Below are 26,883 nucleotides of genomic sequence, written 5' to 3'. Positions count from 1 at the left end.
CCCGAGTGGAGGAGCACGGTCTCCGTCCCACGACGGCAACGGAGTTCCCCGACCGGATCGTGGTCCTGGAGTCGCCTGCGCCAGGACCGATCACATTCGAACGGGCAGGCGCGCCCGGAAGCGGAGTGGCACGGTGAGTAGCAACCCCGGATCGGGGCAACGAGCGGGTATCGACGGCCGGCTCACGGACGCGCTGGTGCGCAGCCGACGGTTCTTCACCCGAGCCGAAGTGTCGGACGACGGGCGGACTTTGCACCGGATCGGCGGACGCGCGGCGGACGACTTCTACCGAGACCGGTGGTCGCACGACAAGGTGGTGCGCTCCACCCACGGGGTCAACTGCACCGGCTCCTGCTCGTGGAAGGTGTACGTCAAGGACGGCATCATCACCTGGGAGGCGCAGCAGACCGACTATCCCTCGGTCGGGCCCGACCGCCCCGAATACGAGCCGCGTGGCTGCCCGCGCGGGGCGGCCTTCTCCTGGTACACGTACTCACCCACCCGAGTGCGTTACCCGTATGTGCATGGGGTCCTGCTGCAGATGTACCGGGAGGCCAGGCAGCGTCTGGGCGACCCGGTCCTGGCCTGGGCCGACATCGTCTCCGATCCCGAGCGCTCGCGCCGCTACAAGTCGGTGCGCGGCAAGGGCGGTCTGGTGCGGGCCACTTGGGACGAGGCGGCCGAGATGATCGCCGCCGCACACGTGCACACCATCAAGGAGTACGGCCCGGACCGGTTGGCGGGCTTCTCTCCGATCCCGGCCATGTCGATGGTCTCCCACGCCGCCGGTGCCCGCTTCTACTCGCTGCTCGGCGGGGCGATGCTGTCGTTCTACGACTGGTACGCCGACCTGCCCGTCGCCTCACCGCAGGTCTTCGGTGACCAGACGGACGTCCCCGAGTCCGGCGACTGGTGGGATGCCGGGTACCTGATCATGTGGGGCTCGAATCTCCCGGTGACCCGCACCCCCGATGCGCACTGGATGGCCGAGGCCCGCTACCGGGGGCAGAAGGTCGTCGCGGTCGCACCGGACTACGCGGACAACGTGAAGTTCGCCGACGAGTGGCTGGCCGCCCAGCCCGGCACCGACGGCGCCCTGGCCATGGCCATGGGCCACGTGCTGCTCAAGGAGTTCTTCGTCGACCGGCAGGTCGACTACTTCATCGACTACGTCAAGCGCTACACCGATCTGCCCTTCCTGGTCACTCTGGAACAGCGAGACCAAGGCGACGGGGACACAACCTGGGTGCCGGGGAAGTTCCTGACCGCCGCCGACCTCGGCGGCGAGGAAGCCACCGCCGAGAACGCCGAATTCAGGACCGTGCTGCTGGACTCCGCCGGCCGGCCGGTGGTACCCAACGGCACACTCGGCCACCGCTACGGCGAATCCGGTGTCGGCAAGTGGAACCTCGACCTCGGCGACATCGACCCGCTGCTGAGCGCGGACGGCGGCGCCCAGGCGCCCGTCGCCGTCGAACTGCCCCGCTTCGACACCCCCGACGGCAAAGCCGGGCTGCTGTCGCGCGGCGTGCCCGTCCGCCGCATCGGCGACCGGATGGTGACCACGGTCTTCGATCTGCTGCTGGCACAGTACGGCGTGGCCCGCTCGGGCCTGCCCGGCCGATGGCCCGCCGGCTACAGCGACCCGCAGCAGCCCTACACCCCCGCCTGGCAGGAGACGATCACCGGTGTCCCTGCGGAGAAGGCGGCCCGCATCGCGCGGGAGTTCGCCGACAACGCCGAGGAATCGGGAGGCCGCTCCATGATCATCATGGGAGCGGGCACCAACCACTGGTTCCACTCCGACACCATCTACCGGGCCTTTCTCACCCTGACCACGCTCACCGGCTGCCAGGGCGTCAACGGCGGCGGCTGGGCCCACTACGTCGGCCAGGAGAAGGTCCGCCCCATCACCGGCTATTCGGCGCTGGCCACGGCCGCCGACTGGAACCGACCCGCCCGGCAGATGATCCAGACCGCGTACTGGTATCTGCACACCGACCAGTTCCGCTACGACCCGTTCAGTGCCGACACCCTCGCCGCCGCCTCCGCCGGCGGCACGTTCGCCGGCAGGGCGACGGCCGACGTCATCGCGCAGTCCGCCCGCCTGGGCTGGATGCCCTCCTATCCCACCTTCGACCGCAATCCGCTCGCTCTCGCCGCCGACGCCGAGGCCGCCGGGCGGGAGGTGGGTCCGTACGTCGTGGACGAGTTGAAGGCGGGACGGCTGCGCTTCGCCGTCGAGGATCCCGACGCCCCGGAGAACTTCCCCCGGGTGCTGACCGTGTGGCGGGCCAACCTGCTGGGCTCCTCGGCCAAGGGCAACGAGTACTTCCTCAAGCACCTGCTGGGCACCGACTCCTCCGTCCGCGCCACCGAAGCACCCGAGGGCGCCCGTCCCCGCGACGTCGTGTGGCGCGAGCACGCCCCCACGGGCAAGCTCGACCTGTTGCTGTCGCTGGACTTTCGGATGACCAGCACCACCCTCTACTCCGACGTGGTGCTGCCGGCCGCGACCTGGTACGAGAAGCACGATCTCAACACCACCGACATGCACCCCTTCGTCAACTCGTTCAACCCGGCCATCGCTCCGCCCTGGCAGACCCGCACCGACTGGGACGCCTTCAACACCATCGCCAAGACCTTCAGCCGCCTGGCCGTCGACCACTTGGGCACGGTCACCGATGTGGTGGCCGCCCCACTGCTCCACGACACCCCCGACGCCATGGCCACCCCGCACGGCCGCGTCAAGGACTGGAAGACGGGCGAGTGCGAACCCGTTCCCGGCCGCACCATGCCCAAACTCGTCACCGTCGAGCGCGACTACGCGGCCGTGGCCGAGAAGATGACCGCGCTGGGGCCGCTACTGGACACCCTGGGCGCCACCACCAAGGGCGTCACGTTCAAGGTGGACCGCGAGTTGGAGTACCTGCGGCACAAGAACGGGACCGTCCACGGCGGTGTGGCCGACGGGCGGCCCTCGATCGCCCGCGACGTCCAGGCGTGTGAGGCGATCCTCGCCCTGTCCGGCACGACCAACGGACATCTGGCGACCCAAGGTTTCCGCACTCTCGAGGTCCGCACGGGCACACAACTGGCGGATCTGGCAGCCGAACACGAGGGCAAGCAGGTCACCTTCGCCGACACGCAGGCGGCGCCCGTTCCTGTGATCACCTCTCCCGAATGGTCGGGGTCCGAGGCCGGCGGACGCCGCTACTCGCCGTTCACCATCAACGTCGAACGCCTCAAGCCCTGGCACACCCTCACCGGACGGCAGCACTTCTTCCTCGACCACGACTGGATGGCGGAACTGGGCGAGTGGATGCCGGTCTACCGGCCACCGCTGAACATGCACGCCCTGTTCAACGAACCCGAGGTGGGCGACCTGGGCGAGTTGGGCATCGCTGTGCGCTATCTGACACCGCACAACAAGTGGTCCATCCACTCCGAGTACCAGGACAACCTGTTCATGCTCTCCCTCTCCCGCGGCGGGCCGACGGTGTGGATGAGCGACCAGGACGCGGCGAAGATCGGCGTCGCGGACAACGACTGGATCGAGGCGGTCAACCGCAACGGCGTCGTCGTCGCCCGCGCGGTCGTCTCCCACCGCATGCCGGAGGGCACCGTCTACATGCACCACGCGCAGGACCGGCTCATCGACGTCCCCCGCACCGAGACCACCGGCCGGCGCGGCGGCATCCACAATTCCCTGACCCGGCTGCTGATCAAACCCAGCCACCTCATCGGCGGCTACGCCCAGCTGTCCTATGCCTTCAACTACCTCGGCCCGACCGGCAACCAGCGCGACGAGGTCACCGTGATCCGCCGCCGGTCCCAGGAGGTGACGTACTGATGAAGGTCATGGCCCAGATGGCGATGGTGATGAACCTCGACAAGTGCATCGGCTGCCACACGTGCTCCGTCACCTGCAAACAGGCGTGGACCAACCGCAGCGGAGTCGAGTACGTCTGGTTCAACAACGTCGAAACACGGCCCGGCCAGGGATACCCGCGCCGCTACGAAGACCAGGAGACCTGGAAGGGCGGTTGGAAACTCAACGAGCGAGGACGCCTCACGCTCAAGGCGGGCGGCCGGTTCAAGAAGCTGATCACCATCTTCTCCAACCCGAAACTGCCCTCCCTCGACGACTACTACCAGCCCTGGACCTACGACTACGAGAACCTGATCAACGCCCCGCTCCAGGAGCACACTCCCGTCGCCCGGCCCAAGTCGCTGATCACCGGCAAGGACATGAAGATCAACTGGTCGGCGAACTGGGACGACAACCTCGGCGGGGCGCCGGAACACGGACACAAGGACGTCCTGCTCGCCGAGATCTCGCAGAAGGTCAAGTTCGAGTTCGAGCAGACCTTCATGTTCTACCTGCCCAGGATCTGTGAACACTGCCTCAACCCCTCATGCGCCGCCTCCTGCCCTTCGGGCGCGATCTACAAGCGCACCGAGGACGGCATCGTCCTGGTCGACCAGGACCGCTGCCGCGGGTGGCGGATGTGCGTCACCGGCTGCCCATACAAGAAGGTCTACTTCAACCACCGCACCGGCAAGGCCGAGAAGTGCACCTTCTGCTTCCCTCGCGTCGAGGTCGGACTGCCCACCGTGTGCGCCGAAACCTGCGTGGGACGCCTGCGCTACATCGGCCTGGTGCTGTACGACGCCGACCGGGTCCTGGAGGCCGCCGCCACGCCCGACGACAAAGACCTGTACGAGGCCCAGCGCGGCGTCCTGCTCGACCCGCACGACCCCGAAGTCATCCGAGCGGCCGAGCGCGAGGGCATCCCTCGGGACTGGATCGAGGCGGCGCAACGCTCGCCGGTCCACGCCCTGATCAACACCTACAAGGTCGCGCTGCCTCTGCATCCGGAGTACCGCACCATGCCGATGGTCTGGTACATCCCGCCGCTCTCGCCGGTCGTGGACGCGGTCGGCGGCACCGGTCACGACGCCGAGAACCGCCACAACCTGTTCGCCGCCATCGACGCCATGCGCATCCCCGTCGAATACCTCGCCGAGTTGTTCACCGCCGGCGACCCGGCACCCGTCGACGCCGTGCTGCGGCGACTGGCCGCCATGCGCAGCTACATGCGCGACATCAACCTCGGCCGCGAACCCGACGCCTCGGTCCCCGCGGCGGTCGGCATGGGCGAAGAGGACCTGTATGAGATGTACCGGCTCCTGGCATTGGCGAAGTACGACGAGCGCTACGTCATCCCGCCCGCACACGCCGAGCAGGCGCACGGTCTGGAGGAATTGGGCACCGAGTGCAGCCTCGACTACGAGGGCGGACCCGGCATGGGCGGCTCCGGACCCTTCGGAGAGTCCTCCGGCGGCGCCTCCCCGGTCGCGGTGGAGAACTTCCGCATGCTGCATGCCCGCCAGACCACCGACTCCGTCACCGACCCGGCGGACAAGGCAAGCCGCGTCAACCTCCTCGACTGGGACGGCAAGGGCACCCCCAAGGGCCTGTTTCCACACCGTCCCGGCAGCGAGGATGATCCGCCGGCGCAGCTGACGGAAGGCACCGATCCCAACGCCGAGAGCGAGCCGACGCCATGACCCGCCGCACCCCCGTCACGCTGTACGTATCGGCCTGGCAGGTCCAGTCGCTGCTGCTGGCCTACCCCGGCGAGCACCTTCGCGGGCACGCCCGCCTGGCCCGCGAGGCGGCAGCGGCCCTGCCCGGGCCGATCGCGACCCCACTGCACCGGTTCCTCGACCACGTCGAGGCCACCGGTGTCGACGACCTGGCCGCCGAGTACGTCGCCGTCTTCGACCACCGCAGGCGCTGCTGCCCATTCCTGACCTACTACGCCCACGGCGACACGCGTAAACGCGGGATCGCGCTGCTGAGCATGAAGCAGACCTACGCCGCCGCCGGCCTGCGGCTCTCGGACGACGAACTCCCCGACCACCTGGCGGTCGTTCTGGAATTCGCCGCAACCGAACCGGAAGTCGGTCGGAAGCTGCTGCTGGAGCACCGGGCCGGTGTGGAGTTGCTGCGCTTGGCCCTGCGCGACGTGTCCGCCCCATGGGCGGACGTCCTGGAGTCGGTGTCGGCGACCCTGCCGCCGCTGGTCGGGGACGAGCGGGAGGCCGTCGCCCGGCTTGCCGCGGAGGGGCCGCCCGAAGAACAGGTGGGACTGGCCCCCTTCGCGCCGCCCTCGTACATGCCCGACCCGGTGGGAAACCGCCGATGAACGCCATGACGACCACGCCGACGAATCCGGTCCTCCAGCACGCCGCAGCCGCCGAACCGGGCACGCAGGGCGTCCTGTTGTGGGTGATCCTGCCGTATGTGGCCCTGGTGCTGTTCATCGGCGGTCACCTCTGGCGCTACCGCTACGACAAGTTCGGCTGGACCACCCGCTCCTCCCAGCTGCACGAGAGCAGACTGCTGCGCATCGGCAGCCCGCTGTTCCACTTCGGCATCCTGGTGGTGCTCATCGGCCACATCGGGGGCCTGCTGATCCCGCACGGCTGGACCGATGCCGTCGGGATCACCGAACACACCTACCACGTCACCGCCGTCGTCCTGGGAACCATGGCCGGGGTGAGCACGCTCGGCGGACTGGCCATCCTCGTCTACCGGCGCCGCATCGTCGGACCCGTTTTCAGCGCGACCACCCGCAACGACAAACTCATGTACGTCATGCTCACCCTCGCCTTGATGCTGGGCCTGGCAGCCACCGTGGCCGCCAACATCATCGGCGACGGTTACGACTATCGGACCACCATCTCCCCCTGGTTCCGGTCGATCTTCCAACTACGGCCCGACCCCGCGCTGATGACCGGCGTACCTCTGCTGTTCCAGCTCCACGCGCTCAGCGCGCTGGCGTTGTTCGCGGTCTGGCCCTTCACCAGGCTGGTCCACATGCTCACCGCTCCGCTGGGCTACGTCACTCGCCCCTACATCGTCTACCGCAGCCGGGATGCGCGGTTGGGCTCGCGGGCTCCCCGGCGAGGATGGGAGCGCACCCGATGAACGACCACACGGCGTCGTCCCCGCCACCAGGAAGGACCTCGCATAGCCCCCGTGTCATGCCGGGCAGCCAAGCGGCCCCGACCGTCCGACCCCGCACCGCCACCACTCGCGAGAAGCGCTGTTCGCCCTCGCCGGGTCGCCCGCGCAGCGGTGCGCCGACGCGGCGGCGTACCGATCGGCGCAGCGTGCCCTGAGCGCCGACACCCCGGTGGGCGTATACGTCGAGGTGGGGATACGGCGGCGGGGCGGCGTCCGCTCCCGTCCCGATCCGGTACGGGACCCGCGAGCCGTGTACACCGTGGCCGACCTCCAGGTGTGCACCTCGCCCTACGGTGAGGCCCCGGGCTGGCGACCTGGGGCCATCTCTTCGAAGGAGTGCGGCATGGGGGACACGGGGACGACAGACACAGCGGCGGACGGACTGGAGGCGTACCGGGGGGAGCTGACCGGCTACTGCTATCGGATGCTGGGGGCGTACGCCGAGGCCGAGGACGCCGTACAGGAGACCATGGTGCGGGCCTGGCGGAACATCGAGCGGTTCGAGGGCAGGTCGGCGCTGCGGTCGTGGATGTACCGCATCGCCACCAACGTGTGCCTGGATGCCCTTGCCTCCGGCAAGCGGCGGGCGCTGCCGATGGACCTGTCCGGCCCGAGTGAGGGCGGCACGCCGCCTGGGGCTCCATCGAGCGCGACCCTGTGGGTGGAGCCCTGCCCTACCGGCGATCCGGAGGTGAGCGCGACGGCCGGCGAGTCCGTGCGGCTCGCCTTCGTCGCCGCGCTTCAGCACCTACCGCCCAAGCAGCGGGCCACGCTGATCCTCCGAGAGGTCCTGGGTTTCTCGGCCCGGGAGGTCGCCGACCTGCACGGCACCAGCATCGCCTCGGTCAACAGCGCCCTGCAGCGGGCCCGAGCCACCCTGGCCGACCGCCGCGAGAACTCCGGGGGGAGGGCTTGATGTCGCGGTTGACCAGGCCCGCGTGATGGGCGACGGCCAAGGCTTGCGCGACGCCCACGCCGCGGGTCGGTCCGATAAATATTGGTCTCTGAGGCTACGGCGTGCGTCCCTGTGCGCCGCGGGGCGGCCGCTGGTTGGGCGCGGCATGAGCGGGCTGACGGCGCAACAGGCCCTCGAAGGAGAACCGGCCGTGCCTCCAGGCGCGGATCTCGCCGGCCGAGACGGTGCCTAGCGCGAGCCGGTCTTCGACGAACTCGCGGAGCAGCGGGATCCGCAGGGCCGGATCGTTTCCCGCGAGCGGCAGTACGCCTTTTGTCCCGCAACGCACGCGGAGTTCTCGGCGTTCGGGTCTTGCTTCGGCATGTGGGGGCGAAGGGTGGGTAGGGACCCGGGCATTGTCGGGACCGAGCCGGGGAGATTGCATGACGGCACTACCGCGCCGAATACGGCGTCCCCTTCCACGCAGCGGCGGCATCCTCGACGGTCGCTATCGCCTGGGGCAGCTGCTGGGTGCGGGCGGTACCGCCGACGTCTTCCGGGCCGTCGATCTGCGACTGCGGCGGGAGGTCGCGGTCAAGATCTTCCGACCCGGCGCGTGCGCGGTGACGGCGGAACGCTTCTGCCAGGAGGCGGTGTTGCTGGGCCGATTGACGCATCCTGCCCTGGTCACGGTGCACGATGTCGGTTGGCACGAGAGTTGCACGTATGTGGTGATGCGCCTGATCAGGGGCGTCACCCTACGGGAGCACCTACTCGACGGCCCCCTGACGGGTGACCGGGTGGCGAGGCTCGGCGCGCGGCTGGCCTCGGCGTTGGGACACGTACACGCGGCCGGCATCGTGCATCGGGACGTGAAGCCGTCCAACGTCCTGATCGGTCCCGGCGACGCCCCGTACTTGGCGGACTTCGGAATCTCGCGTCTCGTCGACGAACCCACCCGCTCCACACCCGGCACGATCGTCGGCACCATCCCCTACCTCGCGCCCGAACAGATCCTCGGTCAGGGCTCCGGGCCCGCGTGCGACGTCCACGCCCTCGGCCTGGTCCTGCTGGAGGCGCTGAAAGGCGAACGCGAATATCCGGGAGCCTCCCTCGATGCCGCCCTGGCTCGCTCGCTGCGCTCGCCGCACATCCCGTCCTACGTGCCCGGCGAACTCGCCTGCGTGATCGAGGCGATGACGCGAACCGATCCCGCCGCCAGGCCCGGCGCCGCCGAGTGCGTGCGCCTGCTCGAAGCCGCCGCGTCGTCGTCCACGCCCACGTCCGGCGCGCCACCCGAATCGGAAGTCACGACCCACAAGACGCCCGTCGGTGAGATCCCTCCGTCGACCTCGGCCTCGGCTGCATCCGGTACGAAGGTGGTGCGGCGGAGACGACATCGCCTGCCGGCCGCGGGTGTGGTCGCCGGCATCATCCTGGGTGCGACCGGGGCAACCGTGGCGGTCCTCGACAACCACGCCGCCCCGGACGCGGACAACAGCCGCCCCGCACCGACCACCGCGCCCCTCCCGCCTGCCACGCAGCCCTCGACCCCACCCACCGCGCCCTTGACGACGCCTTCCACCCCGACGTCCCCGGCGCTACCCACGCGCGCGACCGCTCCCACTCTGCCCCGGGGAACAACCGCCGCCGCCGACAACCAGGTCTCCTCCCCCGCCGGCGACGAGCCCCCGACCCGAGGCTCGAACAAGGTGCCGAGAAGCGACACCAAGACCAAGGAAAAGAAATCCAAACCCGGCGAACCTCCCAGCAAGCCGGCGAAGTAGACCCATACGCCACCGGACCAAGGTCGTCCGGCCCGCCACGGCGGCTCACCTCGTGGGCACCGTCCGTTACTTCCGTGCCTCGAAGAGAGGCTGGAGATCGGTGCGCAGGTGGTCGAGTGCGCTGCGGTACAGCTGGGGCCCCACGGAGACCCGGGCCACACCGATTGCACGAAGCTCGTCCAGCGACCCGCGTTTCAGTGGAAGACCAGCGTTCACCGGCGCGCCGACCTCGGCGACGATGGCCCGGAGGTCGTCCGGCCCGGCTCCGGGAGGGAACACACAATCAGCGCCGGCCGACCAGTACGCCTCAGCCCTGCTGATCGCATCGGCACGCTTGTGATTCTCGGCCAGAGGCGAGGTGGGGAAGAAGGAGTCGATCCGGGCATTGATGATCAGCGGCACCCCGATACGGTCGGCGGCTGCGCGCATCCGCGCGATGTAGGTGGCGCGGACATCGACGTCGATCAGGCCGCCGTTGGCGTGATCACTGTCCTCGATGTTGCAGCCGACGACTCCCATCCCGCTCAGCAGTTCGACCAGTTCCTCCGGCGCCATCCCGTAGCCGGCCTCGGCGTCGACGGTGACCGGCACGTCGACCGAGGCTGCGATGCGTTGGGCGACGAACATCATCTCCTTGCTCGGGGCGCCCTCACCGTCCTCGTAGCCCAGAGCGGCGGCGATCGCGTTGCTCGCGGTCGCGACCACCGGGAAGCCCGCGTCGACGACGGCGCGGGCGCTGCCCACGTCCCAGGCGTTCGGCAGCACCAGCGGAGCGCCCGGGACGTGCAGGGAACGAAGCAGCTTGGCCTTGTCGGCCTGATCTGACATGGCGGCCTCAGTCGACAAGTGCGCCGGCGGACAGATTGACGATCGTTCCGGTCATGGCTCCGGCTCGATCCGAAGCCAGGAACGCGGCCGTCTCGGCGATTTCAGAGAGCGTGGGCAGCCTCTTGAGAAGAGTCCCCTCCACCATCCCGCCGCCTTCGAGCAATTCCTGGACCGACTGCCCGGCCGCTGCCGCAGTTTGCTTGAAGAGGTCCTTGGTATAGGAACCCGCTGCCGGCGCATCGACGACGGCGTGTGGACGGATGCCGACCACCCGGATATTGCCGGGTGCCAGCTCCGCGGCCAGAACCCGCGAGAAGGCCTCCTTGCCGGCCGCGCTCACACTGTGCCCCAGGATGCCGCCCACAGCCAGTTTGGAACCGGGCTCGGACAACGTCAGGATGACGCCAGGACGCTCGCGACCCATGTGCCGTGCCACGGCCTTGCTGGTGATGAACAGCGTCCGCAGAAAGCCGTCGATCGGCCGCATGAACTCCTCCAGCGAGAGGTCCGCCAGCAGAGTTCCCTGGTCGTGCATGACACTCACCGCGTTGAGGGCGATGTCGATGCTGCCGGCTGTCGCCGCGATCGCATCGGCGTGCTTTTCGACCGCCTGTTGATCGAGAACGTCAACTTCCGCGGTCTCGACTGTTCCGCCCGTGGCGGCGATGTCACGCGCCACCGCGTCGAGCTTCGCCTGCGTCCGCCCGGCGATGAAGACCCTTGCGCCTTCCCGGGCGAATACCCGTGCGATCGCGCCGCCGATGGCACCCCCGCCTCCATAGATCACAGCGTTCTTGTCGCCGAGCAGCAATCCACTCATATGCGTCCTCCGAAGGTGATTTTTGATTCTTCCAAATGATTACGCGCTCGATGGTCCAATCGTCGCCGCCACGAGTTCCGTCGCGTCCGCGATTACCAAGGCTTCAGGAAGCCTGCGGCTCAGGCGATCGGGATGCCGACAACGGTCGACGAGGTCGCCAGGGATCTCTTCCGGCGCCGTGCCTGTTGGTCAGTCTTGTTTCTGACGCTGGATCTGTTCCGCGATGCGCTTGATGCGGTTCAGTCGCGCATCCCAGGTCTTGCCGACCTCGTTCAGTTGCCGGACGGCGCGGGAGAGTTGCGTCTCGTCGACTTCGTAGCGTCGCTCGCGGCCCATCGGTGTCGCGTGCACGAGGCCTGCGCGATCGAGGACGCCCAGGTGCTTGGTGACCGCTTGGCGCGAGATCGGGAGACGATCGCTCAGGCTGGTCGGCGTACCGACCCCTTCCGCGAGCAGCAGGTCGAGCAGGCGGCGCCTGATCGGGTCGCCGATCGCCGACCAGAGTTCGTCGTCGACGGCGACGGTCATTGCGCCACCGCAAAAGGGCCGGAAGGGGCGTAGCTCCGCAGCCTGGGCAGGAACGTGTCCCAGCCGCGCTCGTGGTCGTGGAAGGCCTCCTCCAACACAGCGGCTTCCCAACCCTTCTCCCGCCAGCCGCTCTCGGTCAGGCGCAGAATCGTGCCGTCGCCGGAGGGCTCGAGCTCGAAGGTGATCAGGAGAGAGTTGTCCGCGTCGGGCAGCTGACCATCCGGAGCGATCCAACGGATCGCGAACTTGCGGGGCGGATCCACGTCGACCACCGTGATCGGCTCAACTCCGGCGCGGTCGCCCCACACCAGTTCGCCGACCGCGCCCGGCGCAGGCTCGAACGACGCGTCATCGGACCACCACATCTTGATGTGCTCGGGACGACTCACCACATCGAACACGATCTCCGGTGACGCGTCGATGCGGATCTCGCGTTCCAACTTTCCGAACTCCACAACGACCTCCAATAAGCAACCATCGGTTGCGCATTACGTTAGCCGCGGTGCCCGCGATCCGCAACCTTGTGTTGCGTAATGACCGTGGCGTCGAGTTCGAGGTCGCCCGTCGCCGACGGACCGTTGGCGGTCGGGGCGGGTCAGTGGGCGCGGCGCGCGGCCAACCGCCGTGCGGCGGCGTCCCATGCCCGCGTGCCATGCGGCAGGTAGGTGCGCAGGTGCTGGGTATGGCGGATCAGCGAGCGCAGTTCACCGAGTGTGCCTCCGACGGCTCCGTGCGACCTGGCCTGCACCAGGAGGTTGCCGAGCGCGGCGGCCTCCACCGGTCCCGCGACCACCGGCAGCCCGCACGCGTCGGCGGTGGCCTGGCACAGCAGCGCGTTGCGCGCACCGCCGCCCACGATGTGCACCGTGTCGACGCCGCGTCCGGACAGGCGTTGCGCGTCGATGATCGCCTCGCGGTGGGCCAGTGCCAGGCTGTCGAAGACGCACCGGGCGAGTTCGGCGGGGGTGTTCGGCTCGGGATCGCCCGCGGCCGTGCACGCGTCCGCGATGCGCCGGGGCATGTCGCCGGGGGCAAGGAAGCTCGGGTGGCCGGCGTCGACGATCGATCCGAGTGGCGGCACGTCGGCCGCCGCGGCGAGCAGGGTGGTCAGCTCTTGTGGTCGTCCCTCGTGGGTCCACTGGCGCATGCATTCCTGGAGCAGCCAGTGGCCCATGATGTTGCGCAGATACCGGATCGTGCCGTCGACGCCGAGTTCGTTGGTGAAGTTGGCGCGGCGGCTGTCCTCGGTACGGACCGGAGCATCGAGTTCGAGACCGACGAGCGACCAGGTGCCGCTGGAGATGTAGGCGAAGCGCGTGTCCTCGGCCGGTACGCCGACGACGGCGGACGCGGTGTCGTGCGAGGCGACCGCCGTCACCGAGACCGGCCCGGTCAGGCCGGTCTCGGCCAGCACGTCGTCGCGCAGGAAGCCGGCGTGGTCGCCGGGTTTGCGCAGCGGCGGGAACAGCGAAGTGTCGATGCCCAGGCGCTTGGCCATGTCGTCGGCCCACTGCCCCGCAACCGGGTCGAGAAGCTGGGTGGTGGAGGCGTTGGTGAGTTCGGTCCCGGCTTGGCCGGTCAGCCAGTACGCGAGCAGGTCCGGGATCAGCAACACGCGGCGCGCGGCGGCGAACTGGGCGGTGCCGCGGACGGCGACGAGCTGATGGACGGTGTTGAACGGGGCGTGCTGGATGCCTGTCCTGGCGTAGAGCTCGTCGGGTCGCACCGTCTCGTACACCCTTTCCGGGATGCGGTCGGTGCGTGCGTCGCGGTAGTGCACGGGGTTGCCAAGGAGCGCGCCGGAGGCGTCCAGTAGCCCGAAGTCCACGGCCCACGAGTCGATGCCGACGCCGGCTATCCGCCCGGCCGTCCGTCCGGCCGCGCACAGTCCGTGGAGCACCCCCGCGTACAGATCGAGAATGTCCCAGTGCAGCACGCCGCCGACGCTCACCGGCGTGTTGGGGAACCGGTGGACCTCGGTCAGGTCGACGGTGTCGTGCCCGATCCGGCCGACGATCACCCGCCCACTGGACGCGCCGAGGTCCACCGCCGCGAAGGCGGCGGGCTGATCGGGCTTGGACATGGCGGACCTCGGCAATCGTCTGGGTTCCGGTTTTCCGTGTTGTTCAGCCGTACCGCCGACCGGCGAACCCTCACTCGCCGGGCAGCGGCAGCGACGGCCTTGCGTGTCGCTGGTGCGACTCAGCGCAGGAAGGCCGCGGCAACTCCCGCGTCCACGGGGATGTGCAGCCCCGTGGTGTGGGAGAGATCGCCTCCGGTCAGGGCGAAGACCGCGTTGGCGACGTGTTCGGGGAGCACTTCGCGCTTGAGGAGGGTGCGTTGGGCGTAGAACTCGCCGAGTTTGTCCTCTTCGACGCCGTAGACAGCGGCGCGCCGGGCGCCCCAGCCGGCGGCGAAGATGCCGGATCCGCGCACGACGCCGTCCGGGTTGACGCCGTTGACGCGGATGCCGTGCGCGCCGAGTTCCGCGGCCAACAGGCGTACCTGGTGGGCCTGGTCGGCCTTGGTGGCGCTGTAGGCGATGTTGTTCGGGCCCGCGAACACGGCGTTCTTGGAGGCGACGTAGACGATGTCGCCGCCGAGGCGCTGGTCGATCATCAGCCGGGCGGCCTCGCGCGAGACGAGGAACGAGCCGCGGGCCATGATGTCGTGCTGGAGGTCCCAGTCGCGGGCGGTGGTCTCCAACAGCGGCTTGGAGATCGAGATCCCGGCGTTGTTGACGACCAGGTCCACACCGCCGTAGGCGAGAGCGGCCTCGGTGAACGCGGCCTTGATCTGCTCCTCGTCGGTCACGTCGACGGTGACCGCCACCGCCCGGTCCGCTCCGCCCAGTTCCGCGGCGACGGCGGCCGCGTTCTCGGCGTTCAGGTCCGCGACCACGACGCACGCGCCCTCGGCGGCGAGGCGTTCCGCGATGGCCCTACCGATGCCGGAGCCGGCGCCGGTGACCAGGGCCACCCGGGTCGCGAGCGGCCGCGGTTCGGGCAGCCGGGCGAGCTTGGCCTCTTCCAGTGCCCAGTACTCGATGCGGAACTTCTCGGCCTCCTCGATGGGGGCGTACGTCGAGACGGTCTCGGCGCCACGCATCACGTCGATCGCGTTGACGTAGAACTCTCCGGCCACCCGGGCGGTCTGCTTGTCCTTGCCGTACGAGAACATCCCGATGCCGGGCACCAGCACGATCGCCGGGTCGGCGCCGCGCATCGCGGGCGAGTGCGAGGTCGCGTGCCGGGTGTAGTACGCGCCGTACTCCTCGCGATAGGACGCGTGCAGCTCACGCAGACGCGCGATCACCTTCTCCAGCGGCGCTTCGGGCGCGGTGTCCAGGACGAGCGGACGGATCTTGGTGCGCAGGAAGTGGTCGGGGCACGAGGTGCCCAGGGCGGCGAGGCGGGGGTGTTCCGCGCGGGCGAGAAAGTCCAGCACCACGTCGGTGTCGGTGAAGTGCCCCACCTGAGGCCGGTCGGTGCAGGCCAACCCGCGTAGCAGCGGCGCGAGTTCCGCGGCTCGGGCGCGACGCCGCGACTGGGCCGGCGGCGCGTGCCGCGGCAGCAGCTCTCCGAACGGGTGCCGGGCGGCGTCGAACCGCTCCGCGATGAACGCCTCGGCGGCGCGGATGATGTGCAGCGAGTTGTGCCGGCACTCCTCGGAGGTGTCGCCCCAGGCGGTGATGCCGTGGCCGCCGAGGACACAGCCGATCGCCCGCGGGTTGGCCGCCTTGATCGCCGCGATGTCCAGGCCCAGTTGGAAGCCGGGGCGCCGCCAGGGCACCCACACCACCGCGTCGCCGAAGCACTCGGCGGTCAACTTCTCCCCGTCCGCCGCGGTCGCCAACGCGATCCCGGAGTCGGGGTGCAGGTGGTCGACGTGCGCGGCGTCGACCAGGCCGTGCATCGCGGTGTCGATCGAGGGCGCGGCGCCCCCGGTGCCGTGCGCGCAGAAGTCGAACGCGGCGACCATTTCGTCCTCGCGGTCCACGCCCGGGTAGACGTCGACGAGCGTGCGCAACCGGTCCAGCCGCAAGACGGCCAGGCCACTCTCCGTCAGAGTGCCCAGGTCGCCGCCCGAGCCCTTGACCCACATCAGTTCGACGGCGTGGCCGGTGACCGGGTCGAGTGCGGTGCCCTTGGCCGAGGTGTTGCCCCCGGCGTAGTTGGTATTGCGCGAGTCGGCGCCCAGGGTGTGGGAGCGGTGCAGCAACGCTTCCACCGCCGGGTTCGTCGGTGGCTTCATGAGGCGTGTCCCTTGGGTCGGTACGGAAGTGGTCGGTCGGTCGCGGCGGTCAGGCCCCCCAGCCGGCCGGGGCACCGCCGACCCGCTCGGCGCGGATGCGCTCGGCGTAGCCGGATGCCGCGTAGGCGGCCATCGGGTCCGGCGCCAGGCCCAGTTCGCCGCGCAGGTCGGCGAGCAGCGGGCGGACGTCGGTGTTGTACGCGTCCATCAGCACCGCGTTCGCGCCGAGCACGTCGCCGGATTGCTGCGCCGCCTCCAGCGCCTCGGCGTCGACGAGCAGCGCCTTGGCGGTCGCTTCCTGGACGTTCATCACCGAGCGGATCTGGCCGGGGATCTTCGGCTCGATGTTGTGGCACTGGTCGAGCATGAACGCGACCTCGGCGTCCGCGTCGAGCCCGCCACCGCGCACGACCTCGTGCATGATGCGGAACAGCTGGAACGGGTCGGCCGCCCCCACCATCAGGTCGTCGTCGGCGTAGAACCGCGAGTTGAAGTCGAACGCACCGAGCTTGCCCTCGCGCAGCAGCAGCGCGACGATGAACTCGATGTTGGTGCCCGGCGCGTGGTGCCCGGTGTCGACGACGACCTTGGCCCGGTCGCCCAGCTTGAGGCAGTGCGCGTACGCCGTGCCCCAATCCGGCACATCGGTCGTGTAGAACGCGGGCTCGAAGAGCTTGTACTCCAGAATCATCCGCTGGTCGCCACTCAACCGCGCGTACACCTGCGCCAGGGCCTCCGCCAGCCGATCCTGACGTGCTCGAATGTCGTCCTGGCCCGGGTAGTTCGTGCCGTCCGAGAACCACAGCTTCAGGTCCCGGGAGCCCGTCGCGTCCATGATGTCGACGCATTCCAGCAGGTGATCGGTCGCCTTTCGGCGGATGCGCGGGTCCGGGTTGGTCACCGACCCCAGCATGTAGTCGTCGTCCTGGAACACGTTGCTGTTGATCGCCCCGACGGTCACCCCGTGGTCGCCGGCGTGCCCGGCCAGGGCCGGGTAGTCGTCGACCCTGTCCCAGGGAATGTGCAGCGACACCGACGGGGCGATTCCGGTGAACGCGTGCACCTGGGCCGCGTCGGCCAGCTTCTCGAAGGGATCCCGCGGCACCCCCTGCCGAGCGAACACCTTGAACCGCGTCCCGGAGTTCCCGTACGCCCACGAGGGCGTCTCGATCCGCTGGGTCTTCAGCGCGGCACGCACCGCGGTCGTGGACGCCATCTCGACTCCATGTCCTGAGCAGCCCTGAAACGATCGAATGAAACGTTTCAATTGCGCGCGCAAGCTATCCACGAATCAGCCCGCTGTCAACGGGCGTGTTGCGGGCGGCGGGCGGCGGGCGGCGGGCGGCCACAGGGACCGCCGCGCGGTGGCGACCGGGTCTGCACCTACCATGAACGAACGGTCGGGTACCGACTTGAAACGATGCGGAGGCGGCGCGCGTGAGCGGCAAAGCGGGTATCAAGGACGTCGCGCGTCTGGCCGGAGTCTCCGTCGGGACCGTCTCGAACGTCATCAACAACCCCGAACTCGTCTCCGACGACACCCGGGTCCGGGTACGCGCGGCCATCGAGCAGTTGGGCTACGTCCGCAGCGAGACCGCGCGTCAGCTCCGCGCCGGGCGCAGCCGCATCGTCGCCATGCTCGTCCTGGACTTGGCCAACCCGTTCTTCGCCGAAATGGCCAAGGGCGCCGAACGCGCGCTGCGCGACGTCGGTCTCGGCGTCATGGTCTGCAACAGCGCGGGTAGCCCGGCCGAGGAAACCGACTATCTGTCCCTCTTCGCCGAGCAGCGGGTGCGCGGCGTGCTGGTGACCCCCGCGGACACCAGTGGACGTTCCGTCGAACTCCTGCGGGCCAGGGGCATTCCCTTCGTCCTGGTCGACCGTTCCCTGCCCGCCGATCAAGGCTGTTCCGTCTCGGTCGACGACGTCCTCGGCGGGGCCATGGCGGTTCGCCACCTCGTCTCCTCCGGGCACCGGCGAATCGCCTACGTCGGCGGCCCCACTCACCTTGCCCAGGTCCGCGACCGGTTCGCCGGCGGACTCGATGCCATCCGCGAGAGCGGGCTCGCCGACGACGCGCTGATGTCGATCGACTCCGACCGCACGGACGTGGCCGCCGGCCGCGACGCCGGCGCCCGACTCCTGGGCATGTCACCGCGTCCGACGGCCGTGTTCTGCGCGAACGACCTGCTGGCTCTCGGCATGCTGCAATCCCTGTACGCCGCCGGCGTGCGGGTGCCCCACGACATCGCCCTGGTCGGCTACGACGATATCGAGTTCGCGGCGGCGGCCGCCGTCCCGCTGACCTCGGTACGCCGGCCCGCGGCCCGCATCGGCCGCACGGCCGCCGAGTTGCTGCTCGCCGAGACCGACGGAAACGCCGACGACGACCACATCCATCAGCGCATCGTGCTGCGGCCGGAACTGGTCGTCCGCGACTCCAGCCGCTCCGCAGCCCTCGTCGTCGACCGATGAGCGGCTCTACGACGACGTCATCGAGCAAACCGTGGAGGCCGTCGCGGGGCTCGCTCCCCGACCTCCGCGCCCCGGGCCCCGGACCCGTGTGGTTCTCCGATCCCGGCGCCTGATCGGCAACCGAATCGCCCCTCGGCCATGGGCGCGTAACGCGTCGATCCGGCCGGCGACGTGGTCGATCATGAGGCCGTGGTTGCAGGAGATCGGCATTCCGCGCCCCATCACCCGGTCGGCGCTGGACGGCAGCCGCAGCCCGAAGTGGTACGTGCACTGGGGATGGGTGAAGAAGTGCCCGCCCCGATCCGGCACGCGGCGTCCCAGCAGTTCGAGCAGGCGCCGGGCCTGGGCGCGCTCGCCGGGGGCGGTGGAGCAGTTCCGGGTGGGTGATCCGGCGTGAGGCCGGGTTGTCGTCGGGCACGGCCACACCGAACTCCTCGTCCGCAGGAGCGTTGACGCAGGCCAGAATCTGATGCTTCGTCAGTTCGTATGATGGCTATCATGGTTATGATGACATTCACAAGACGAGGATCCGGCCCGCCATCTGATTTCGTGTAGATGTCACACATAAGTAGGCGGCCGCCATATGTTGCGGGAGCGTCGTGAAAGAACCCCCATGCGCCGGCCGCTACCCGGTCATCTCATCCGGCTGCCATGCCGGCGCCGCACATCGACGACCGCTCGTGTGGCGGCGCGTGTCCCGTACCGACTCCCCCACAGCTTTCGAGGTTTCGATGCGCTACAGCTTCAACACCTTCAACCATTCGACCTACTACGGGCTGCCGCCCACCCTCCCGCAGCAGATTGACGCGGCGGCGTCCGCCGGCTACGACCTCATCGGGCTCGACGTCCTCTCCGTCCTCGCACACGAGCGCGCCGGCCTTTCCACGCGCGACCTCGCCGCGCTTTTGAAGCACCATGGCCTGCCCTGCTACGAACTGGTCTCGCTGTCGATCTCCGCAGACCAGGCGAGCACGCTGCACAGCCTGGAACAGGTGCTTCGGATGGCGACGGTGCTGCGCCCGTCGCAGGTTCTGTGCGTGGTCACCGGCGGGATCGACGACGCCGTGGTGGCGAACACCACCGAGTGCGCCCGGTCTTTGGCCGAAGAGCGGATCGGTCTGTCCCTGGAGTTCCTGCCCACCCGGCACGTCGACTCGATCCCCGAGGCCCTGCGCCTGCTGGATCGGGTAGCGCACCCCAACCTGCGTCTGGTCGTGGAGAGTTGGCACTTCTTCCGCGGCCCGAGCACGTGGGTGGACCTGGCCGCACTGCCGTTGGATCGCGTCGGCTTCGTGCAGTTCGCGGACGCACCCGAGCCGATTTCGGACGACGTGCACCACGAGTCCATGCACCGACGCGTCCTGCCGGGCCGAGGGGTCCTGGACCTCGACCGATTCTGCGCGACGCTCCTGGCGAAGGGTTACGACGGGGTGGACGGGGTGGACGGGGTGGTCAGCGTGGAACTCCTCTCCGAGGCGTGGCGCACCGCCGACCTCCGAGAGTTCGCCGACGCCACACTCGCGTCGTCGCGCTCGGTCTGGGAATCGGCGGCGATGCGCTTCGGGTAGCTGGAGCGAGGTTCTTCGCGCAGCGCACCGGAGTCGGTCCGTGGTCAGGAAAGTGGAAGCAATGGAAGCAGAGGAATCGCACATGTCACCCGTACAGGCAAACCCCCGAACCGGTGCATCCCCCAGCGACGGGCCGGGCACCTTCGACGTCGTCGTCATCGGTGCGGGCTCGGCCGGGTGCGTCCTGGCCGCCCGGTTGTCGGAGCGGGCGGACCGCTCGGTTCTGCTGGTCGAGGCCGGCCCCGATCACGACGCCGACGCGTTGCCGGACGAACTGCGGCACCTGTCACGGCCGGTGGCCTGGCCGTACAACTGGGGCGACAAGGTCGCCTCCACGGGCGGGCGCATCCTCAACTACGCACGCGGGCGCGGCATCGGGGGCTCGTCCGCGACCAACGGCGCGGTGGCGATGCGGCCGGAGCCCGAGGACTTCGCGTCGTGGCCGGAGGGGATGCGCTGGGAGCGGATGCTGCCGTACCTCAACCGGATCGAGCACGACCTGGACTTCGGCGACGAACCCCACCACGGGGATGCCGGGCCGATCCCGATCCTGCGACACCCGAAGGCGGACTGGACACCGTTGCAACGCGGTTTCGTCGACGGATGCGTGGCCGCGGGACTGCCGTACTGCCCCGACCACAGCCTCCCCGGGTCCACCGGTGTGGGCCCGATCCCGATGAACCGGCGCGGCACGGAGCGGGTGTCGAACACCGTCGCCTACCTCGACGCCGCGCGCGGACGGCCGAACCTGACCGTACGCGGCGACGCCCACGTGCACCGCGTCCTGCTGGCCGACGGCCGGGTGGTGGGCATCGAACTGGTCGACGGCGAGCGCGTGTACGCGAACCGTGTCGTGCTGTCCGCAGGCGTCGTGCAGAACCCGTTGCTGCTGTGGCGCTCCGGCGTGGGACCGGCGCGCGACATCGCCGCGCTGGGCCTCGAACCGGTCCACGAACTGCCCGCGGTGGGGCGCAATTTGAGCGACCACATGGTCGTGTCGTACCGGGCGGCGGTCCACCCGGACGCGGTGCCCGACGGCGGGCCGACACTCCAGACGATCGCGCGCACCACGGCCTGTCCCGGCCGGGGGCGCACGCACGACCTCCAGCTCACCCCCGTCGCGCGGCGCAATCCGGACGGTACGCGCGAGATCGAGATCAGCGTCGCCCTGCAACTGCCCGAGGGCTGCGGATCGGTCGTCCCCACGGGCGCCGCGCCAGACGCGCCGGCCCGGATCTCCTGGCCGTTCACTGCCGACGGCGACAACCTGGCGCGCCTGGCGATCGGCGTGCGCCTGGCCGCGCGCGTGGTGGCCGCCTCCGGCCTCGCCCTCGACCCGGACGCCGCCCGGGCCGTCCTGGCCATATCCGACGACGTCCTGTGCGCCTCGTTCGCCGAGTCCCACTACGCCTTCTACCATGGCGTCGGCACGTGTCGGATCGGCACCGACTCGGCGTCGAGCGTCGTCGACGCGAACCTGCGGGTGCACGGACTGCGCGGCCTGCACATCGTGGACGCCTCCGTCGTGCCGACCGTGCCGCGCGCCAACACCCACCTGCTCGCGACCGCCCTGGGCGAACTGGGCGCGGAGCTGATCGCGGCGGCCGAGTAGCCGACGGCTCCCGGTGCTCGAATGGCTCCGGTCGCGGTCGGCCGGCCTCCGGTGTCGGTCACCCGCGTTCCGGACGCGGATGTCGCGCACCTACAGCCCCCCGACCCGCATGCCCCCTGCCCGCCCGAGCGAAGATGTCTGACGCAGCGTCAAACTCCGTGAGCCGGCAAGGAGATGACCAACAGGTTGCCGGCTGCCCCTGATGTGATGGCCAACGCGCCCAAAGTGCTATCCCCCACTCCATTGTGATGCCTCGGCCGCGATGACACCTTGCATGCAACGCCACATTTGGCATGTGACATTGCATTAGGGAGTCCTGCTTATGCGTCATCTCTTGTCCCGATCACTCGCCGTGGGTGCCGTCGCCCTGGCCACCGTCACCGGAGTGATCTCACTGCCCAGTGCCGCCGCGCAGACGGCCGAAAGAACCGCGTCGACCGTCTCGACCCCGCCGACCAGACCGGACCCGGATGGCGTGACCGACCCACGCTCCGATCGCGCGGACGTGCGCAGAACGCCACTCAAGAAAGTCCGGCCCCAGAGCCCGTCGCCGGACACGAAGCGGGCCCCCGTCGCCCCCAAGGCTCTGGCCGCACAGTCCTGTACCACCGCGGACTTCGCGTCCCGCTCCGGCTCGGCGCTGGTGTCGTTCGTGAAGGCGTCCGAAACCGGCGCCTGCCTGTACACCCTGTTCAACCTCTCGGCCACCGACGGGAAGTCCGTCTTCACCGAGGCCCACATGTCCACGATCGCCGACGCGATCCGAAGCGCCGCGACGGCCCACCCCGGCGACAACTCCACCAAACTGCTGCAACTGCTGCTGTTCGAGCGGGCCGGGTTCTTCGTCCAGTACAAGAACCCGTCGGCGATGCCCGCTTGGAGCACTGCTCTGGTGTCGGGCGTCTACTCCGCGCTCGACACCCTTGTCGCAAGTCCGCGCTTCCTCGACGTCAACGACGACAACGGCAAGATCGGCCACGAGGCGCTGTTGCTCACCGAGTACGACCTGCAGCATCACTACCTCGGTGCCTACCAGAAGGTGCTCAACGCGTACAACAGCGCCTGGGAAGACTCCTGGGACATGCGCAACTTCGTCAACTCGGTGTTCGACGCGCTCTACCTCTCCGACAGCGACCCGAACTGGCTGCCCGCGCTCACCGCCGACCCGAGCCTGCTCGACACCCTGCACGACTTCACGGTCGATCACCTCGCCCTGGCGGCCGGGGACAACTCCTTCCTGCCCGCCAACTCCGCCACGGAGATGAGCCGCTCCGTCCAGTACCCGGCGCTCCGGGCCAAGGTCCGACCGCTGATGCGCGACCTGCTCGACCGCTCGAACATCCCCGGCCCGACGGCGCCGGTCTGGGTCGGCGTGGCAGGCATGGTCGACACCCACGACAAGGCCGACTGCTCCACCTACAACGCCTGCGACTTCGTGAACAAGCTCAAGGCGGCCGGCCAGTCCGTCACCTACAACTGCGACGCGACCCACAGGATCGTCTCGCAGAAGATGACCGCCGCCGAGAACGCCGCCGCGTGCGCCGGCATTCTCAACCAGGACGCCTACTTCCACAGCCTGGTCAAAGACAACGGCCCGATCCCCGGCGATTACAAGGGCTCGATCGAACTCGACATCTTCGGCACCCGCAGCGAGTACAAGACGTACTCCTCGTGGATCTACGGCAACAGCACCGACAACGGCGGCGAGTTCCTGGACGGCAACCCCGCCGACCCGAACAACCACCCGCGCTTCATCACCTTCCAGGAGCTCAACCAGCCCGACGGACCATGGGCCGCCGACATCCGCAACCTCAACCACGAGTACACGCACTACCTCGACTCCCGCTACGACACCAAGGGCGACTTCACCACCCAGATCTCCGTCCCGGACGTGTGGTGGCTGGAGGGTCTGGGCGAGTACGTGTCCTACGGCTACCGCAACGTCACCGACGCCTCCGCGATGGCCGAGGCCGCCAAGCACACCTACCGGCTGAGCACCCTGTGGGAGACCACCTACGACAACTCGAACACGACCCGAACCTACCCGTGGGGCCACCTCGCGGTGCGGTACATGTTCGAGAAGCACCCCTCGGACGTCCACGCGATCCTCGCCAAGTTCCGGGCCGGTGACTACCAGGGCGCGTACGCGTACTACAGCACCGGCATCGGCACCCGCTACGACGCCGACTTCGACACCTGGCTGGACGCCTGCGCGGCCGGCGCCTGCGAGGCCGGGGGCGGCACCGGCGCGCTGCCTACCTGCACGGGCAGTTCCCATGTGATGGGCCAGAACTGCTCCCGCGCCAACCTCTCGGGCGCGGCGAACGACCTGAACTACCTGACCGTCTACGTCCCGGCCGGGGCCACCCTCACGGCCACCATCTCCGGCGGTACCGGCGACGCGAACCTGTACTACAACCCGGACACCTGGGCGACCAACACCGCCTACACGGCGTCCTCGACCCGGAGCGGCAATTCCGACGGGATCACCGTCTCCAACGCGACCGCGGGCTGGCGCTACATCAGCCTGTACGGCGCCGGCGCCTACGGCGGCGTGACGATCAGCACCCGGTTCTGACGAACTCGGCACACCGGCGGACCGAACAGGCGGGCGGCCCGGACCCATCCGGGCCGCCCGTCCCGAGGGCCTGCCGAGGGCCGTAGGGTGCGATGTTCGCAAGCGCCGTCGACATCGCCGCCACTGACGCCCGAAGGAACCCCCTCGGGCGCGCCTACCGTCCGTACGAGACGGAGGGCGCGCCCGTGCGGGCTCGCCGATCATCCATCAACGTGCCGACAGGGAGTATCGGGAGTCGACGGAGGATCAGCCGATGGTCCAGTGCTGGAAGGCCGAGCCCGTATCCGGCTGCTGGGTGACCAGGGCACCGTCCGTACCGGAAGCGGCGGTCAGCAGCAGACCGCTGAGTTGGGACTTGATCGTGTAACTCCCGTCGGAGCGGCGGGTGAGCAGCCAGCGCTGGTTGCTGCCGCTGCCACAGGCCCACTGGATGACCTTGCCGCCGGGTGCGGTGGAGTGGTCGGCGACGTCCGCGCACAGCTGCGAGTGGCCGTTCGCGATCCGGTAGCTGCCGTCGGACTGGCGGGTGAGGACCCAATTCTGGTTGGTACCGCCGTTGGGGGCCCAGGTGATGAGCTGGGTGCCCTCGGCGGTGGAGAGGTTCGGGTCGTCGAGGGCCTTGCCCGAGGCCACCAGGGTATGGGTGCCCTCCACCGGGTCTCCGGGAACCGACCCGCTCGCGGTCAGGATCAGGGTCTGTTCACCCACGCCGCGAAGGCTTCCGGCCTGGCTGTTGGTGGTGTCGCTCCAACTGCGGGTCGGGGTCGTCTCGGCGAGCCGCCCGGACTCCCCGGACATGCCGATGACCAGGCCGCTGTAGCGGTTGACCAGACGGAAGGTGCCGGTGGCCGTGTTGTCGGAATTCTTCGTCGCGACGACGAACCACTGCTGTCCGACCGTGGGCCCGCCCGGGCCCGCCGCGACGGCGGTGGGCCTGGCGCCCCAGGCGCGCCCGGCTTTCGTGCTCGAATCGACGCCCAGGAGGTGGCCGGTGGCGGCGTTGGCGATCCGGTAGGAACCGTCGCCGTTGGCGGTGAAAACCCAGGATTCCAGGCCGTTTGCGGTGGTCGAGGCCACCGAGGTGGTCGCCGACGTGCCGGAGATCTGGGCCAGCGCCCGGCCGCCCGCGCTGCTGATCCGGTACGCCTTCGTGACATCCACCGGCGGGGCGGCGGGCTTGGCGGAGGCGATGGTGAGGTCGACGTATTCGCCGGAGGCGTTGTTCTGGCACTCGAACGCGCAGTAGGAGCGGAACGTCTTGCCGACGATCGTCGAGTTGGTCCGGTTCGCGCCGTCGAGGAACCATCGGTACCAGGACCGGTTGGTGTAGCTGCCGGTGTCGCCGATCAGATGCCACTTCTGGGTGGTCAGGTCGTCGGTGACGTACAGCCGCTGCGGGGCCGCGGGCCCGACTGCCTCGGGGGTGCCGAGATACAGCCCGAGGTAGGCGTTGTAGGTGATGTTCATGACGAACAGCGGGGACTTCGGCGGGAGTTTCCCGGCCGCGATCTGCCGGCTCACCGAGCCGCTGTTGGCCGGGTTGTAGTCGTTGGCGATGGGCGTCCAGCCGCTCTGGTCGGCGCTGTCCACCGGCACCGTGTTGCTCTCCCGGCCGCCCACGCCCGGCTGCGACCAGGCGCCGCCGTACCACTTCTGCCACGAACCGCGCGCCATCTTCTGTGCGATCGGCGCGCGGGCCACGTGCGCGAGGCTGTCCTCCCAGTTACCGTCCTTCGCCACGATCCGCGAACCGTAGTAGACGTAGAAGTAGCCGGAGGCGGTGTCGACGAACAATCGCTGGTCGCCGTTGCCGTAGTTGTACGTCTCGTTCGGGAACTGGGCCACGTCACCGCGCTTGGTGCTCCACGGCGAGGTGATGACATGGTCCTTGATGGTCCACGTCCGGCCCTGGTCCTTGGAGACCGCGTAGTCGATCGCGTCGTAGTGGATGCCGTCGCCGAACGGCTGGGGCGTGAACTCGTTGTGGACCAGGCCGTACCAGTCACCGCTGTCCGGGTCGACCCAAACCCCGGACAAATCGCAGTAGTTGCGCTGCGAGTAGCCCGAACCGGAAGGCGCGTACGTCGCCTCGACGCCGGTCGGGCTGTTGTTGCAGCGCGAGGTGGTGTCGTTGTTGCGGTCCCGGGAGTCGGCGGGGTTCACCGCGTCACTGATCGCGCTCGACCTGGTGGCGGTGTCGAAGTCGGTACCGGTGAAGAAATCCCAGTAGCGCACGTCGTTGGCGCCGTACAGCGCGGCGGACTGCTGGAAGTAGAAGGTGCCGTCCTTGTCGATGTACGTCGAGGCCGGAGTGTCCGTCGGATGCGCGTACCGCACCGGGGATCCCACGGTGACGGTGTATGTGGCGGCCGGCGGCGCGGCCGAAGCCGGAACCGGTGCGGTACCGGCCAGCGCGAGCAGGAGCGCGGACACCAGCGCGGCGGAAACCGCTCCCGGTTTCCGCCTCGGTCGTGGGAAGGGCATGGACTCTCCTTCTGT

Annotated in this window: 19 protein-coding genes and 1 pseudogene; 11 read left to right on the top strand and 9 right to left on the bottom strand. The window is 69.2% G+C overall.

Going from position 1 to position 26,883, the window contains the following annotated elements:
• The first annotated feature begins 133 nt into the window (after positions 1 to 133).
• The 5 genes and pseudogenes from ABZS54_RS06585 to ABZS54_RS06565 all read left to right on the top strand — a co-directional run.
• Entirely contained in the window at positions 134 to 3,853 is a 3,720-nt protein-coding gene (locus ABZS54_RS06585) for a nitrate reductase subunit alpha (RefSeq protein ID WP_355531731.1), read from the top strand.
• A complete protein-coding gene (gene narH / locus ABZS54_RS06580; protein ID WP_355531729.1) occupies positions 3,853 to 5,574 on the top strand; it encodes a nitrate reductase subunit beta in 1,722 nt (573 codons plus the stop codon). Before ABZS54_RS06585 ends, narH begins: the two co-directional genes overlap by 1 nt.
• Entirely contained in the window at positions 5,571 to 6,215 is a 645-nt protein-coding gene (gene narJ, locus ABZS54_RS06575) for a nitrate reductase molybdenum cofactor assembly chaperone (protein ID WP_355531727.1), read from the top strand. Before narH ends, narJ begins: the two co-directional genes overlap by 4 nt.
• Positions 6,212 to 7,000, top strand: a complete 789-nt coding sequence (gene narI / locus ABZS54_RS06570; RefSeq protein ID WP_355531725.1) for a respiratory nitrate reductase subunit gamma — start codon at positions 6,212 to 6,214, stop codon at positions 6,998 to 7,000. The genes narJ and narI overlap by 4 nt, the downstream gene beginning before the upstream one ends.
• 382 nt (positions 7,001 to 7,382) lie before the next feature.
• Positions 7,383 to 7,925 (top strand): annotated as a pseudogene (locus tag ABZS54_RS06565) (RNA polymerase subunit sigma-70); the annotation flags it as partial.
• A 124-nt stretch (positions 7,926 to 8,049) separates the two neighbouring features.
• Here ABZS54_RS06565 and ABZS54_RS06560 read toward each other — a convergent pair.
• Positions 8,050 to 8,283 carry a hypothetical protein gene (locus ABZS54_RS06560; RefSeq protein WP_355531723.1) on the bottom strand — a complete coding sequence of 78 codons (234 nt, stop codon included), beginning with the start codon at positions 8,281 to 8,283 and terminating at the stop codon, positions 8,050 to 8,052.
• 94 nt (positions 8,284 to 8,377) lie between these two features.
• Between ABZS54_RS06560 and ABZS54_RS06555 the strand changes: the two genes are divergently transcribed.
• The gene (locus tag ABZS54_RS06555; RefSeq protein WP_355531721.1) at positions 8,378 to 9,721 is read left to right on the top strand and encodes a protein kinase; all 1,344 of its coding nucleotides are present in this window, start codon (positions 8,378 to 8,380) and stop codon (positions 9,719 to 9,721) included.
• A 66-nt stretch (positions 9,722 to 9,787) separates the two neighbouring features.
• Here the strand turns inward: ABZS54_RS06555 and ABZS54_RS06550 are convergent, their stop codons facing one another.
• The 7 genes from ABZS54_RS06550 to rhaI all read right to left on the bottom strand — a co-directional run bounded on the left by ABZS54_RS06550 (position 9,788) and on the right by rhaI (position 17,367).
• Positions 9,788 to 10,549, bottom strand: coding sequence for an isocitrate lyase/phosphoenolpyruvate mutase family protein (locus tag ABZS54_RS06550; protein ID WP_355531719.1), 762 nt, complete (start codon positions 10,547 to 10,549; stop codon positions 9,788 to 9,790).
• 7 nt (positions 10,550 to 10,556) lie between these two features.
• The gene (locus tag ABZS54_RS06545) at positions 10,557 to 11,369 is read right to left on the bottom strand and encodes an SDR family oxidoreductase (protein ID WP_355531717.1); all 813 of its coding nucleotides are present in this window, start codon (positions 11,367 to 11,369) and stop codon (positions 10,557 to 10,559) included.
• Between the two features lie 189 nt (positions 11,370 to 11,558).
• Positions 11,559 to 11,897, bottom strand: coding sequence for a helix-turn-helix domain-containing protein (locus ABZS54_RS06540; RefSeq protein ID WP_355531715.1), 339 nt, complete (start codon positions 11,895 to 11,897; stop codon positions 11,559 to 11,561).
• A complete protein-coding gene (locus ABZS54_RS06535) occupies positions 11,894 to 12,352 on the bottom strand; it encodes an SRPBCC family protein (RefSeq protein WP_355531713.1) in 459 nt (152 codons plus the stop codon). The genes ABZS54_RS06540 and ABZS54_RS06535 overlap by 4 nt, the downstream gene beginning before the upstream one ends.
• 140 nt (positions 12,353 to 12,492) lie before the next feature.
• The gene (locus ABZS54_RS06530) at positions 12,493 to 13,980 is read right to left on the bottom strand and encodes a rhamnulokinase family protein (protein WP_355531711.1); all 1,488 of its coding nucleotides are present in this window, start codon (positions 13,978 to 13,980) and stop codon (positions 12,493 to 12,495) included.
• 119 nt (positions 13,981 to 14,099) lie between these two features.
• Positions 14,100 to 16,151 (bottom strand): bifunctional aldolase/short-chain dehydrogenase, encoded by a 2,052-nt coding sequence (locus ABZS54_RS06525; RefSeq protein WP_355531709.1) that lies wholly within the window; start codon positions 16,149 to 16,151, stop codon positions 14,100 to 14,102.
• A gap of 49 nt (positions 16,152 to 16,200) precedes the next feature.
• Positions 16,201 to 17,367, bottom strand: coding sequence for an L-rhamnose isomerase (gene rhaI / locus ABZS54_RS06520; protein ID WP_355531707.1), 1,167 nt, complete (start codon positions 17,365 to 17,367; stop codon positions 16,201 to 16,203).
• Positions 17,368 to 17,588: 221 nt separating this feature from the next.
• On the opposite strand from rhaI, the gene ABZS54_RS06515 reads away from it, so the two are divergent.
• The 5 genes from ABZS54_RS06515 to ABZS54_RS06495 all read left to right on the top strand — a co-directional run bounded on the left by ABZS54_RS06515 (position 17,589) and on the right by ABZS54_RS06495 (position 24,384).
• Positions 17,589 to 18,626: a LacI family DNA-binding transcriptional regulator gene (locus ABZS54_RS06515; RefSeq protein WP_355531705.1), complete on the top strand. Its 1,038-nt coding sequence runs from the start codon at positions 17,589 to 17,591 to the stop codon at positions 18,624 to 18,626.
• 181 nt (positions 18,627 to 18,807) lie between these two features.
• Positions 18,808 to 19,023, top strand: a complete 216-nt coding sequence (locus ABZS54_RS06510) for a hypothetical protein (RefSeq protein ID WP_355531703.1) — start codon at positions 18,808 to 18,810, stop codon at positions 19,021 to 19,023.
• A 334-nt stretch (positions 19,024 to 19,357) separates the two neighbouring features.
• Entirely contained in the window at positions 19,358 to 20,194 is an 837-nt protein-coding gene (locus ABZS54_RS06505) for a sugar phosphate isomerase/epimerase (RefSeq protein WP_355531701.1), read from the top strand.
• An 82-nt stretch (positions 20,195 to 20,276) separates the two neighbouring features.
• The gene (locus ABZS54_RS06500; RefSeq protein ID WP_355531699.1) at positions 20,277 to 21,806 is read left to right on the top strand and encodes a GMC family oxidoreductase N-terminal domain-containing protein; all 1,530 of its coding nucleotides are present in this window, start codon (positions 20,277 to 20,279) and stop codon (positions 21,804 to 21,806) included.
• 322 nt (positions 21,807 to 22,128) lie between these two features.
• Positions 22,129 to 24,384: a collagenase gene (locus ABZS54_RS06495; protein WP_355531697.1), complete on the top strand. Its 2,256-nt coding sequence runs from the start codon at positions 22,129 to 22,131 to the stop codon at positions 24,382 to 24,384.
• Positions 24,385 to 24,630: 246 nt separating this feature from the next.
• On the opposite strand, the gene ABZS54_RS06490 is transcribed toward ABZS54_RS06495, so the two are convergent.
• Positions 24,631 to 26,868 (bottom strand): RICIN domain-containing protein, encoded by a 2,238-nt coding sequence (locus tag ABZS54_RS06490; protein ID WP_355531695.1) that lies wholly within the window; start codon positions 26,866 to 26,868, stop codon positions 24,631 to 24,633.
• Positions 26,869 to 26,883: the final 15 nt, after the last annotated feature.

Source organism: Embleya sp. NPDC005575 (assembly GCF_040605455.1).
GTDB lineage: Bacteria > Actinomycetota > Actinomycetes > Streptomycetales > Streptomycetaceae > Embleya.
The sequence above is the reverse complement of the archived record's forward strand: the minus strand, read 5'-3'. Positions and strand labels throughout refer to the sequence as shown.

Coding starts and splice junctions, on each gene's coding strand:
- narH (WP_355531729.1), top strand. CDS start 3,853: ATGAAGGTCATGGCCCAGATGGCGATGGTGATGAACCTCGACAAGTGC.
- narJ (WP_355531727.1), top strand. CDS start 5,571: ATGACCCGCCGCACCCCCGTCACGCTGTACGTATCGGCCTGGCAGGTC.
- narI (WP_355531725.1), top strand. CDS start 6,212: ATGAACGCCATGACGACCACGCCGACGAATCCGGTCCTCCAGCACGCC.
- ABZS54_RS06555 (WP_355531721.1), top strand. CDS start 8,378: ATGACGGCACTACCGCGCCGAATACGGCGTCCCCTTCCACGCAGCGGC.
- ABZS54_RS06550 (WP_355531719.1), bottom strand. CDS start 10,549: ATGTCAGATCAGGCCGACAAGGCCAAGCTGCTTCGTTCCCTGCACGTC.
- ABZS54_RS06545 (WP_355531717.1), bottom strand. CDS start 11,369: ATGAGTGGATTGCTGCTCGGCGACAAGAACGCTGTGATCTATGGAGGC.
- ABZS54_RS06540 (WP_355531715.1), bottom strand. CDS start 11,897: ATGACCGTCGCCGTCGACGACGAACTCTGGTCGGCGATCGGCGACCCG.
- ABZS54_RS06530 (WP_355531711.1), bottom strand. CDS start 13,980: ATGTCCAAGCCCGATCAGCCCGCCGCCTTCGCGGCGGTGGACCTCGGC.
- ABZS54_RS06525 (WP_355531709.1), bottom strand. CDS start 16,151: ATGAAGCCACCGACGAACCCGGCGGTGGAAGCGTTGCTGCACCGCTCC.
- rhaI (WP_355531707.1), bottom strand. CDS start 17,367: ATGGCGTCCACGACCGCGGTGCGTGCCGCGCTGAAGACCCAGCGGATC.
- ABZS54_RS06510 (WP_355531703.1), top strand. CDS start 18,808: ATGAGGCCGTGGTTGCAGGAGATCGGCATTCCGCGCCCCATCACCCGG.
- ABZS54_RS06505 (WP_355531701.1), top strand. CDS start 19,358: ATGCGCTACAGCTTCAACACCTTCAACCATTCGACCTACTACGGGCTG.
- ABZS54_RS06500 (WP_355531699.1), top strand. CDS start 20,277: ATGTCACCCGTACAGGCAAACCCCCGAACCGGTGCATCCCCCAGCGAC.
- ABZS54_RS06495 (WP_355531697.1), top strand. CDS start 22,129: ATGCGTCATCTCTTGTCCCGATCACTCGCCGTGGGTGCCGTCGCCCTG.
- ABZS54_RS06490 (WP_355531695.1), bottom strand. CDS start 26,868: ATGCCCTTCCCACGACCGAGGCGGAAACCGGGAGCGGTTTCCGCCGCG.